This is a genomic window from Microcystis sp. LEGE 00066, assembly GCF_015207925.1.
In the GTDB taxonomy this organism is placed as follows: Bacteria; Cyanobacteriota; Cyanobacteriia; order Cyanobacteriales; family Microcystaceae; genus Microcystis; species Microcystis ichthyoblabe_A.
The window spans coordinates 1-12,630 of sequence record NZ_JADEVX010000126.1 but is presented as its reverse complement, the minus strand read 5'-3'; the positions used below and the strand labels follow the sequence as shown (position 1 = coordinate 12,630).

Genomic DNA, 12,630 nt, shown 5'->3' with positions numbered 1-12,630 from the left:
TCGCTCCATACCCCTTTTAATGCTATATATTCTCATTAACCCTTTTAACCTTTGAATTAATTTTAGTTATTATGTACTACTTTAATGGCTTTTTTGATCTGTGACAGTTGAGGGTGCGGAATGTGGGATACAAGTGAACATTTTTCGATTGTAATATTAAGTGTAGCTTTGTTAATCGTTTGTAAATATTATGCTGGTAATTCATCTAATCCTAATCGCCTGATATTTGCCTTGGGTTTTATCCTGGGACTTACTCCTTTTGCCAAAATGCAGTCAGTTCCTATAGCTTTATCAATTGCTTGTATATTTTTGCACACACTCTGGCTAAAAAGCATCGCAAGAGGTCAATTCATTAGGAGTCTTGCTGCTTTCTTTCTTGGGGGAATCTTGTTCTCGGCTTTAGTTATACTATATCTAACAATTTTCTCAATCTATGATGCTTTCTGGAAATCTTACATACAACAAAATTTATTGATTTATTCTACCCATGGTTTGATGGGAAACGTAAATCAACTAAGCTTTTTCGGAAAAATTAACATATTTCTTCGGATGTTAAGAAGAGTGCCAGATACAAGGATATTATTTTTATTCACAGCAATTGTCTTGATATTAGGAGTCCCATTTCTAATAATAAAGCGTTTTTCCTTAAGCCTAAATCAAGAAAAGTCTAACACATTTTGTTTTGTCTATTACAGTTTATTTATTTTGGTTGCATCGAGTTACTCAATTATTAGACCGGGGAACGGGTTTACTCATTATTTGCTGTTTCTAATCATACCTAGTGGATTTCTCATCGGCGTTTTTCTAGGTGAACTGGCAAAAGTCTTACAGGTGTCGCAATTAACTCTTTCAAACTTAAAGTTATCTCTTTTAACAGGTGTGATTTTTATTACAATTACTGCTAGTTTTTTACAATTTGCAACGATAATAAAATTAGATAATGTTTACCTCGATAATTGCAGAGTATTTGCTAAAAATTATCTTAGTCCGATTGCAAAAAATATTCTAAAGTATGCTTCTCCTGGTGAATCTATGGCTGTCTGGGGATGGGCATCAGAGTTATATTTTGACACGGGACTTATACAAGCAACAAGGGCCGGTGTACTCGGATCACTTAACTACTCTCCCCTACAGCAATATTTTTTTAAACAGTATGCAGACGATCTTATTAATTCTAATGCTAAGTTATTTGTTGATGCTGTAGCTCCAAGAATGACTGTATTTAAAGATAGAAAAACTCAGGAACACGAAGTTTTTCCTGAAATTGCTAGGGTTATCAAGGAAAATTATCGGCTAGTTGATGAAGTTAAAGGAGTTCGTATTTATCTTAAAAAATAATTCTACGTTGCTTTTCCTCTTGTTCTTGGTTAAACAACCACTGAAGTGGTTACTACCAACCCGGAAGCTTGTAAACTGGATTTGATGACCGAATAAATATAGAATCTTTTCGCTAATTGTCTGGGAGAGATGGGTTAGTTATAATGACAATTCTAGGATTTTCTGACGGAACTCTACTGGATAGGATTTCATTCATTGTGCAATTTGGCTATCGTTAACGTTATACGTCATGTCTATGAGAAAGGCTAGAATTTAACGAATAATCTCTTTTAACCAAAGGTTTACGGGTCATTAAAGGAGAGTTTACCAGTCATTAATCCTTGAACTCTAGGGTAGTAAAGGCATCTTCATCACTACAGTATGAGTAACGCTACCTTTACAGAAAATTTTAATACTTTTACTGGTTCGGGATTCGCCCCGATTCCGAGTCTAGGTCAGCTAGATTCCGACCTTTGGATTATTTCCGGTCTTTCCGATGGCAGCATGACCTATGGGGACACCCGTACTTCTTTAGGAGATTTTGCTAGGGGAAGCGCCTCTTCTCCTGTCAACACCGGGGGAGTTTATGGTTTCACCGTTGCTTCGGGAAATAATGCTTTTGGGGTACAACCGGCCGGGGATGACTTCACCCCCGGTGCTATCACCCTACGCTTACAGAATGTCACTAATAGCTTAGTGGATTCGATTACTCTTTCCTATATCATCCGCTTTCGCAACGACCAAAATCGGGCTAATTCTCTGAATTTTTCCTATTCTGGGGACGGAAATATTTTTACTGCTGTTAGCAGTTTGAATTTTATCACCCCGGAGGCTTCCGATACCTCTGGTTGGCAGTCGGTAACTCGTTCTATCACTCTTTCTGGATTAAGTATTGCCGCTAATAGTAATTTTTTTCTGCGTTGGACAGGAGATGATGGTAGCGGTAGCGGTAGTCGCGATGAATACGCAATTGATGATATTGCCGTGACTGGTTTAGCCGCCCCCGGTACAGTTGTTCCGCCCACTCCTACCCTCGTAAAAATCCATGAAATTCAAGGCACGAGTTTAGTCAGTCCAATTTTAAATCAATTGGTGACTGTAGAGGCGATCGTGGTGGGAGATTTCCAGGGTAATACGGGATTAAGTGGTTTTTATCTCCAGGAGGAAGATAGCGACAGCGATAGTAATCCTCTGACTTCCGAAGGTTTATTTATTTTTGAAGGCAATATCCCGATTATTAACGTTACTATCGGCGATAAAGTTAGAATTACAGGAACAGTTAGTGAATTTGGTAACGCGGGGGCATCCTTAACCCAACTGAGCAGCATCACAGAAGCGTTAATTATTTCTAATAATAATCCCTTACCCACGGCCGCCACTATTAGTAATCTCTCGAACGCGAATGCTCAACCGCAAGTTTTAGAAGCTTTTGAGGGAATGCGGACAACTTTCGCCGAAACACTCTCTTTAACCGAATATTTCCAACTTGGTCGTTTTGGTAGTGTGGTTTTATCCTCCGGGGGACGTTTACAGCAACCCACTAACGTTACCAATCCGGGGACGGATGCCAATACTTTACAAGCGAGTAATAATCTGCGACGAATTACCCTAGATGATGGTAGTAATCTCACTTTTCCGACGACTTTATTCGGACGTGGTGGCAATCCCCTCAGTACCAGTAATATTCTACGGGCCAGGGACACAGTAACGGGATTAACCGGAGTTTTAGACCAACGTTTTGGCACCTATCGCGTCCAGAATAACCAAGGTGTGGACTTCCAAGCGGTCAATAATCGCTCAGAAACCCCCACTAATGTGGGTGGTCGCCTAAAAATTGCCAGTTATAACGTCCTTAATTACTTTACCACCGTCGCCAATGGCACTAATAATGCCAGGGGTGCCAATAGTATCAACGAATTTCAGCGTCAAGAGGAGAAATTAGTCACGGCGCTTATCGGTCTTGATGCCGATGTTTTCGGGTTGATAGAATTGGAAAATAACGGCGATGGGGCGATATCTAAGCTTGTTAACGCTTTAAATGCCGTTGCAGGTGCAGGAACCTACGCTTTTATCCCCACAGGTACAATTGGCACTGATGCGATTAAGGTGGGATTGATTTATCGACCCGCTAAAGTGACCCCTGTAGGTGATTTTAAGATCTTAGACAGTAGCGTTGATCCTCGTTTCGATGATACTCGCAATCGTCCCGCCCTAGCACAAGCCTTCCAAGAAGTCAATACTGGTGCCAAATTTAATTTAGTCGTCAATCACCTAAAATCAAAAGGTCAATCGGGTTTAACTAATACAAGTGATCCTAACTTCGATCGAGGGGATGGTCAAGGTTTCTGGAATGCCAGTCGCACCAATGCGGCCTTAGCCTTAAGGGATTGGATAGCCACGGATCCCACTAATAGCGGTGATAGGGATTATTTAATTATCGGGGATCTCAATGCCTACGCCCAAGAAGACCCAATTCGAGCGCTCGAATCCGCCGGATACACGAACTTAGTCAGTCAATTCGGTGGAATAGACGCTTATTCCTTCGTTTTCGACGGTCAAGCTGGTTATCTCGACCATGCTCTCGCTAATGCTAGTTTAGCCTCCCAGGTAACGGGAGTAGCAGAATGGCACATTAACGCTGATGAACCTAATGTTTTCGACTATAACGACGATATAATCGACCCCGGCGAAAACCCCTCCAATCCCCCCTTAAACCCCTCTGCACTCTACCAAGTTAACCCCTATCGTACCAGTGATCACGATCCCGTTTTAATTGGTTTAGATTTAAGCACACCTCAACCCTTTAAACTGCAATTATTCCATTTTTCCGACAACGAAGGCGGAATTTCAGCCCTTGATGATGCCCCGCGCATGAGTGCGGTGTTAAATGCTTTGCGACAGCAGGACATCGATAATGACGGTGTAGCGGGTTTTGCCAATACCCTCACCCTTGCGTCTGGAGATGCCTACATTCCGGGGCTATTTTTCGGGGCCAGCGAACAGGTATTCGGGGCAGTTGGCCGAGGCGATATCCAGATTCTCAACAATTTAGGAGTACAAGCGAACGCTTTTGGCAATCATGAATTTGACCAAGGTACAGCAGTTGTCCGTAATCTAATTCTTCCCAGTGGCAACTATCCGGGTACAAATTTCCCCTATCTCAGTTCTAATCTTAATTTTGCCCCCGATACCAACTTAGCCAGTTTAGTGACTGCCGATGGTCGGGAAGCGAGTACCATTCCAAATAAAATCGCTAAGAGTACGGTGATTACTCTGCCCGATGGCGAGAAAATTGGCATTGTTGGGGCAACTACCCCGATTTTACGCTCAATTTCCAGTCCGGGTAACGTGGGAGTTTCTCCTGCTAATCCAGATGACCTTGATGCTTTAGCGGCCATTATTCAAGCTTCCGTCGATGCACTTTTGGCCGCTAATCCGGGGATGAATAAGGTCGTTTTGTTAGCCCATATGCAACAATTATCGATTGAACAGGCCCTAGCGGAACGTTTACGCAATGTCGATATTATCGTCGCTGGTGGTTCCCATACTCGTTTAACCGACGAAAATGACCGTTTACGCGCCGGAGACACCTTCCAGGGCGTTTACCCCATTGTTAAAACTAACCCGGACGGAAAACCGGTAGCGGTAGTTAATACCGACGCTAATTACAAATACGTCGGACGCTTAGTTATCGATTTTGATAGCAGTGGTCATATCATTCCCGAAAGCTACAATCCCAATATTAGCGGCGCTTACGCCACCGATGCCCAAGGAGTGACGGAAGTGGGGGGAACAGGATTAGAAGACCCCGAAATTCGGGCGATTACCAATTCCCTCAGAGACGTTATTAACGCTCAAGAGGGCAATTTCTTCGGTTTTACCAGGGTTTTCCTCAATGGTCAACGGTCGGGGACAGGATTAGATGGAGTTCGCCAACAGGAAACCAACCTCGGCAATATTACCGCCGATGCTAACCTAGCTGAGGCCAAAAAAACCGATGCTAACGTGGTTATTTCCCTGAAAAATGGCGGTGGTATTCGCAATAGCATTGGCAGTATCATCGTTCCCACCGGTACGGAAGCAGTACGGGTAGCACCGGAAGAAGTACCGGGGGTGAAACCGGCCGGGGGAATTTCAGAAGTAGCGATTAAAAATGCCCTCAGTTTTAATAATTCCCTCAGTCTCACCACTGTCACCGCTACTGAATTAAAAGGGATTTTGGAGTACGGCCTGGCGGCTAGTACAAACGATCCTGCTAATTCCCAGGGCCGTTTCCCGCAAGTGGGGGGGATGTCCTTGAGTTTCGACCTCGATGACCCCGCTGGCAGTCGAGTAAAATCCTTAGTAATTAAGGATGAAAACGGCACAGTTATCGATGTGGTGGTGCAAAATGGCGCAATTGTTGGTGATGCTAATCGTAGCTTCCGCATGGTGACGCTTTCTTTTCTTCTTGATGGCGGGGATGGTTATACCATTCCCCAGCGCAATCGCGTCAATTTGCTAGGCAGTACACCCAACTTCACTGGAAATGCAACTTTTGCCCCCGATGGTACGGAACAGGACGCTTTTGCGGAGTATTTACGGGCGAATTTCTTCAATCAACCCTTTTTAGGGGAAGATGCGAGCAGAGAATTTGATACCCGTCTGCAAAACCTCAATTTCCGCAGTGATGAAGTTTTGCGTTCCACTCGTTCGGGTACGGCCGGCATTGATAATCTAGTGGGTACTACCGGTGATGATGTCTTAGTCGGGTTTCAAGGTCGCGACACCCTAACTGGTTTAGGTGGTAATGATTTGTTTGTTTATGTCAGTTTGAGCGATCGCAGTGATACTATTACTGATTTTACCGTCGGCAGCGACAAAATTGTTCTCACGCAACTGCTTAATAGTTTGAATTACACCGGCAGTAATCCCATTGCTGATGGTTATATCACTTTTACTGCTCGTGGTAGTAGTACGGTTCTAAATATCGATACTGATGGTTTTGGAACTGCCGCAAGTCCTTTACCCCTAGCGTTAATTAATAACGTTGCGGTGGCGGTCTTGAATAACCTTGCCAATTTCCTGTTCTAGTTTTTTTTGGTGGGCTATCAATGCCCACCGTTTTTTTTAAGGAGTAATTTCCATGAATAAAGTTGCTGTAATCACAGGTTTAGCCCTAGCATATTTTGGTTCCAATGTCAATAGTTTACAAGCGGCAAATATCACTTACAATTTTCAAGGTGCAATAACTTCTGGAAGTCTGAATGGGACTTATTCCGGTTCGGCCAGTTTCGATGATGGGACGATTACAGGCGTAGATTTTGAATCTATCCCCTTGACCAATATTAGTTTTAATCTCCTCGACCATAGCTTTAATCTCGCTTCGGCCGATGCCCCTCCGGTGGCTAATTATTTCGATGGGACTTTTATTGGCATCGATTATAGTGTCACCTCTACTAATGCTTTCTTTCCTATCGCTAATTTTGCCCTGACTAGCGGATTGTTTAACCTCAGTGAAGCGGCTTTTACCTATACTCCTCGCTTGGGTATTGCAGGACAAGGTAGCCTAACTTTTAGCAAAGTTCCTGAACCTTCTATCGTTATCGGTTTAATTACTTTAGGAGGAATAGGTCTTGTCTTCCGCAAAAGTCCCTAACTAATTTGAGACCTCCTTAGCTAAAAACGCCTACCTCAAACTAATGGGTAGGCGTAGTTTATCGGTTACTCTACCTAAACTTTCTGTAAAACTTTGGCATAGACAAAATCAGCCAACTGTGTACCCGACCAGAAACCGTGGTCACCGTCCCATTGGAAGTGAACTCCCAGATAAACACGGCTGCGACCATTTTCCAAAGCCGCCGAACTAAAACTATTATAGGTGCGTTTAATCCCCTCGGCGTTAGGATCGTCCGTGTCGGCAGTAAAAGTGACGTTATCAGTACCAAAGAAATTACGCATAATTCCGGCGTGGGCCGCCCCAAAAGTGGCATGACCAGAAACATAGGCAGGGAAAGCGGGACTAAAACGCTGACCGGCGGTATTAATTGATAGGGGTTGCCAATTGGGATCAGCTTCGGTTAAAAGATTACCATCTTGATCGGCCAGACGGATCGCTGTTTCCGGTCGCCAGAGATTAATCGGCAGCCGGTACTTAGCATCCCAAGCGACAATAGCGGCATCACCCATGACTAAACCCACTAGGGCAAATAAACGCGCTGTTTCCAGTAGAGATAAATTTCTTTGTTGGGCAACAATTTGGGTAATGCGGAACAGATGACCGGGGGGTTTATAGGTTCCATCCACATCATTCGCCCAGAAAAAGGCAATTATAGCCTCTTCAGCAGTACGCACAGGGGAATTGGCCGCCCCTAACAGTTTGACTTCGTTAAACTGGGCCGCATATTCAGGACTACGGAGAAGGTCGATTTTATTAGCATAGTTACCCGGAAAGGGCGGCCGAAATTGACTCCCAGAAGTCATGACAAAGGGAGTCACGTCTGGCCATTGGGGGGCAACCGCATCCCCGGATCCTGTCGGTCGCCAATCCCCCGGCTGATTACCCGGTTTATACAGGGGAGGTTGGCCAGAACCGTCATTCTGACGCAGGGTGAGAATGGAATCGGCCACGGCCTGCCCAAACGTTTTACCTTTGGTATCGGCATCGGACATCTTAACCACGTTTAATCTTTGCAGGGATGTATCCAAAGCAGTATTAAAAGTCATGGTCAGATTGACATAAATCCGGCTAAGAATACGATGGGCCGCATAAACCGCCGCTATTTCAGGAGAAGTACCGGGATCAGGCTTTAACTGTAAATTGCTAGGATAGGGACTGTATAAATTCCCCGAAAGGGCATTAATGGCGTTAAACATCGCCACCTGTAACATCGCCCCCGCCCGGGCAATCGGTGTCGGACCGCCACCAATTTTCCGAATAGTTTCTAAAAAAACGTCATTCCACTCGATAATTACGTTCATATCGTTACCTCCTTTAATATCGCAACTTTGACTTAACAGTCCCAGTCTATTGAATAATTTCAATAGTAACCATAGAAGTTTAGGCTGTTAACAAGAAGTTAAGTGACATAAATCTCACTTTAAAGCACTGGCAATTTGTCAACTACTTTTTACAAAAATTAACTATTGCAGTTATTACTTATCAGATTTGACTGTTCAGTTCACTGATAACCGAAAACCCTGCCACTTGCCACTTTTCTAGAGCGATTTAGTCTGATTGACGATTCGATCGTAAAATAGCAACAGATCAAGAGAGTACAGGTCAAATATGCCGAAATTTGTTGTCTGGGGTAGTTATTGTGAAAATGTGCTGGAAAAACGCGCACCCTATCGTCAAGCACATCTAGAGGGATTAAATCAACAGAAAGAACGGGGAATTCTCGTTACTATCGGACCAACGGCAGATTTAAGCCAAGTTTTTGCAATTTATCAGGCAGCCAGCGAGTCAGAAGTGCGAGAATTAATCGAAGCGGATCCCTACTGGCAAAATGGCATCTGGACAGAGTACCAAGTCAAGGAATGGATTCAAGCCATCTAAGGGGGCTATCAGCTATATTTTTCTATAAGGGTGTTGTCATAAAATTTTCCAACTACGCAACTAATCAAACTCATCTCCGGTCAAGTCTGAGGATATTGTCAAGGATAAACCGGAGTTATCCCTTATCGATTCCAGCTGACAGCTGATAGCTTGCCTACTTTTTGCTTATTGCCATGGTTTACATCAAAAAGGTCGAACTCTCACACTTCAAATCCTTCGGGGGAACGACTCCTATACCCTTTTTACCGGGGTTTACGGTGGTTTCTGGTCCAAATGGTTCGGGAAAGTCGAATATCCTTGACGCATTGTTGTTTTGCTTGGGATTAGCTACTTCCAAGGGAATGCGGGCCGAAAGATTACCGGATTTAGTCAATCATAGCTATAACAGTCAACGTCATAGCTCAGAAGCGAGTGTTTCGGTGACTTTTGATATTGCCGATATTCCTGACGCAACCGATAGGGATTGGACGGTTTCCCGACGCTTAAAAGTGGCTAAGGGTGGCAGCTATACTTCTACCTACTATATCAATGGGGAAACCTGTACGGTTAGCGAACTTCACGACCAATTAAACCGTTTACGCATCTATCCCGAAGGGTACAATGTGGTGTTACAGGGGGACGTAACCCGAATTATCAGCATGAATGCCAAGGAAAGACGGGAGATTATCGACGAATTAGCAGGAGTAGCTGAATTTGACCGCAAAATTGAGAAAACTAAGGAGAATATCGATTCGGTTAAAGAAAGGGAAGAACGCTGCCAAATAATTGCTACAGAATTGCAAAAATCTCTGGAGAAATTAGCACTCGATCGCATTAAAGCCGAAAAATACCAAAAACTCAAGGCCCAAGTCCAAGAAAAACAACAATGGGAAATTGTCCTGCATTGGCAAAATCTCCAGCAGCGCTGCCAGCAACTACAAGGACAAATTCAAGCTGGAGAAAGGGAAAAACAGGTTTTAACGGAGACTATCGCCAATTTATCCGAACAAATCGCCCAAAATAGTCAAGAATTAGAGAAACTCAATCAACAGGTCAAAGCTTTTGGGGAAGATGAACACCTGTCCCTGACTTCCCGATTAGCGAGTCAACAGGCCAAACGACAACAACAGCAACAACGACAAAAAGAGTTAGAAAACCTCGAAAAAGAATCTCAGGCACAGAAAACCAGACTTTTAGAGGAAATTAATCGCTATAATCGCGAATTAAACCAGATTACTGCCCAAAAAAGCCGTTTAGAAACTGAAATTTTACCAAATCTCCTACGGACAACCCAAACCGCAAGGGAAACCCTAGAAAACCATCGTCTGCAAGCAAGTAGTCTCGCGGAAGCGTCAGAAGCTTGGGTAAAAGAACAAAGTGACCTTTCCCGCAATATTACCCGTCTTCAGGAACAATTAAACCCCTACCGTAGCCAACGGGCCCAATTGACCGAAAGATGCGATCGATTGCAAACTAATATAGTAGAAGCTGGTCAACGTCTGCAAGAATTAGAGCAAGTTACTAGCACAAAAACAGAAGAAAGTCAAGAAATATTACAAAAAATTAATCAATCGGAACCCGATATCCAAAATTTAGCCCAAAAACTCACCATTGCCGAACAAAATCGCGTTATCAGTCAGGACACCCAAAAACGTCTGCTCAAGGAACAACGGGACAAACAGAGGGAATTAGATAAACTGGAAGCGACCAAGCAAGCACAACAGGAGGCCCAGGGAACCTATGCCACTCAAATATTATTACAGTCAGATTTGCCCGGAATCTGCGGATTAGTGGCACAATTGGGGGAAGTAGAGGAACGTTATCAAATTGCTCTCGAAATCGCCGCCGGAGGTCGTTTAGGTCATGTAGTCGTCCAAGATGATAGCGTTGCGGCCGCCGGAATTGCCTTACTAAAACAGCGTCGCATCGGTCGGGCCACTTTTTTACCCCTGAATAAAATTCGTCCCCCCCGTCCCCAAGATATTTCCTCTGTGCGTCATGCGCGGGGTTATCTGGATTTAGCGGTGAATTTAGTTAAGTTTCAATCCCAGTATCGGGAGGTTTTTAACTATATTTTTGGCAGTACCGTGGTTTTCGAGGATATAGACTCTGCCCGTTATTATATCAATCAATATCGCATTGTTACGTTGGATGGCGAGTTATTAGAGATGACTGGTGCTATGACCGGAGGCAGCCAACCGACGCGATCGGGGCTGCGTTTTGGTAAAATTTCTGCCAAGGAGTCTAGTGAAGCGGAATCTCTACGGGAAAGATTAGCAGAAATCGATCGCATTCTGACTCGCAACGAAGAAAAAATTACTCAAGTTAATAATCTTATCAGTCAGTTAACCCAACAGTTAACCGAAACCCGTCAAAGTCATCGGGAAAATCAATTATCTCTACAACAATTAAGCAAGGATTTAGAACGTTTAACCACAGAAAAAGAGGATTTAACCCGTCAATTATCGGGACAGCAAGAGGAAATGACTATTTCTCGTCAACGGTTAGAAGTATTAACCAGAGAAATTCCTCAGTTAGAGTTATCCTTACAGCAAGAACAGGAGAAATTAACTGCTTTAGAGGCCAATCATACCCATAGCGAATGGCAACAAGTACAGGGAATAATTCGCGCTCAAGAATTAGAGTTACAAACCCAAGAAAATCACCTCGCGACAGTCCGCGAACAGTTAAAAGATTTACAAAGTCAACAAATCAGACTAGAGGAAAAAAGTCAAGAGTCTGCGGATAGAATTATTGAGATTGACAAGATGATTGCCGATGCAGTTCACCAGAGAAATATCGGTAATCTGGAGATAGAAAAACTTGATAACCATATTTTAGAAATCAATCAAGCTTTACAGCAATTATCCCGACAACTAGGGGAAACCAAGCAAAAAAGAGACCAATTAGAGAAAGTTTTGCGACAACAACAAAACCAACAACAACAGGCCATCTGGCAATCGGAGAAGTTAGTGAACAATCAAGAGGAAAGACGAGCATTACTAACAACTTTACAGACAGAAATTAGTCAACTAGAAAGCGACTTACCCAATCCCTTGCCCGAAATTCCCGAAAGTGAGCGAGATTTCGAGAAAATTCAAAGCGATATTCGGCAGTTACAAAAGAAATTAGCAGCTTTAGAACCTGTGAATATGTTAGCTTTAGAAGAACACCAAAAAACTAAAGAGAGATTAGATGAACTATCAGAAAAACTGCAAACTCTAGAAGGAGAAAGAACCGAACTACTTTTACGGATAGAAAACTTTACCACCCTCAGATTTAATGCTTTTCAGGAAGCATTTACTGCTGTTAACGAAAACTTTAAGACTATATTTGCCACCCTGTCTGATGGCGATGGTTACTTGCAACTAGAAGACGAAAATGACCCCTTTAATGGTGGCTTAAATCTGGTGGCCCATCCGAAAGGAAAACCCGTACAGCGATTAAGTTCCATGTCTGGGGGGGAGAAATCTTTAACCGCTTTAAGCTTTATTTTTTCCCTACAAAGATATCGTCCTTCTCCCTTTTATGCCTTTGATGAAGTGGATATGTTTTTAGATGGGGCAAATGTGGAGAAATTGGCCAAAATGATTCAAAAACAAGCACAACAAGCGCAATTTATTGTTGTTAGTTTGCGTCGGCCGATGATTGAAGCATCGGAAAGAACCATCGGTGTCACCCAAGCGCGGGGAACCCATACACAGGTACTAGGAATTAAAGTTTAACCTAAGACGCAAGTGGGAAGTGGGGTGTAGGGTGTAGGGTGTGGGGTGTGGGGTGTAGGGAAGGAAACCTCT

The 12,630-nt window shown here is 43.5% G+C and carries 6 protein-coding genes; 5 read left to right on the top strand and 1 reads right to left on the bottom strand.

Annotated elements, in window-relative coordinates; translation table 11 throughout:
- Positions 1-120 precede the first annotated feature (120 nt).
- The 3 genes from IQ224_RS16275 (at position 121) to IQ224_RS16265 (ending at position 6,955) form a co-directional block, all read left to right on the top strand.
- A complete protein-coding gene (locus IQ224_RS16275; RefSeq protein WP_194033224.1) occupies positions 121-1,338 on the top strand; it encodes a hypothetical protein in 1,218 nt (405 codons plus the stop codon).
- 360 nt (positions 1,339-1,698) lie between these two features.
- Positions 1,699-6,390: an ExeM/NucH family extracellular endonuclease gene (locus IQ224_RS16270; protein WP_194033223.1), complete on the top strand. Its 4,692-nt coding sequence runs from the start codon at positions 1,699-1,701 to the stop codon at positions 6,388-6,390.
- Positions 6,391-6,442: 52 nt separating this feature from the next.
- Positions 6,443-6,955, top strand: a complete 513-nt coding sequence (locus tag IQ224_RS16265) for a PEP-CTERM sorting domain-containing protein (protein WP_194033222.1) — start codon at positions 6,443-6,445, stop codon at positions 6,953-6,955.
- A 74-nt stretch (positions 6,956-7,029) separates the two neighbouring features.
- On the opposite strand, the gene IQ224_RS16260 is transcribed toward IQ224_RS16265, so the two are convergent.
- On the bottom strand, positions 7,030-8,277 hold the full coding sequence (locus IQ224_RS16260) for a vanadium-dependent haloperoxidase (protein WP_194033221.1): 1,248 nt from the start codon (positions 8,275-8,277) through the stop codon (positions 7,030-7,032).
- Positions 8,278-8,584: 307 nt separating this feature from the next.
- Here IQ224_RS16260 and IQ224_RS16255 point away from each other — a divergent pair, with 307 nt between their 5' ends.
- Both IQ224_RS16255 and smc read left to right on the top strand, forming a co-directional pair.
- On the top strand, positions 8,585-8,854 hold the full coding sequence (locus IQ224_RS16255; RefSeq protein ID WP_002736230.1) for a YciI family protein: 270 nt from the start codon (positions 8,585-8,587) through the stop codon (positions 8,852-8,854).
- A gap of 173 nt (positions 8,855-9,027) precedes the next feature.
- Positions 9,028-12,558 carry a chromosome segregation protein SMC gene (gene smc, locus IQ224_RS16250; RefSeq protein ID WP_002742669.1) on the top strand — a complete coding sequence of 1,177 codons (3,531 nt, stop codon included), beginning with the start codon at positions 9,028-9,030 and terminating at the stop codon, positions 12,556-12,558.
- The last annotated feature ends 72 nt before the right edge of the window (positions 12,559-12,630 follow it).

Bases quoted from the DNA above. Each gene is read 5' to 3' on its own strand.
- smc (WP_002742669.1), top strand. From the start codon at position 9,028: ATGGTTTACATCAAAAAGGTCGAACTCTCACACTTCAAATCCTTCGGG.
- IQ224_RS16255 (WP_002736230.1), top strand. From the start codon at position 8,585: ATGCCGAAATTTGTTGTCTGGGGTAGTTATTGTGAAAATGTGCTGGAA.
- IQ224_RS16270 (WP_194033223.1), top strand. From the start codon at position 1,699: ATGAGTAACGCTACCTTTACAGAAAATTTTAATACTTTTACTGGTTCG.
- IQ224_RS16260 (WP_194033221.1), bottom strand. From the start codon at position 8,277: ATGAACGTAATTATCGAGTGGAATGACGTTTTTTTAGAAACTATTCGG.
- IQ224_RS16275 (WP_194033224.1), top strand. From the start codon at position 121: ATGTGGGATACAAGTGAACATTTTTCGATTGTAATATTAAGTGTAGCT.
- IQ224_RS16265 (WP_194033222.1), top strand. From the start codon at position 6,443: ATGAATAAAGTTGCTGTAATCACAGGTTTAGCCCTAGCATATTTTGGT.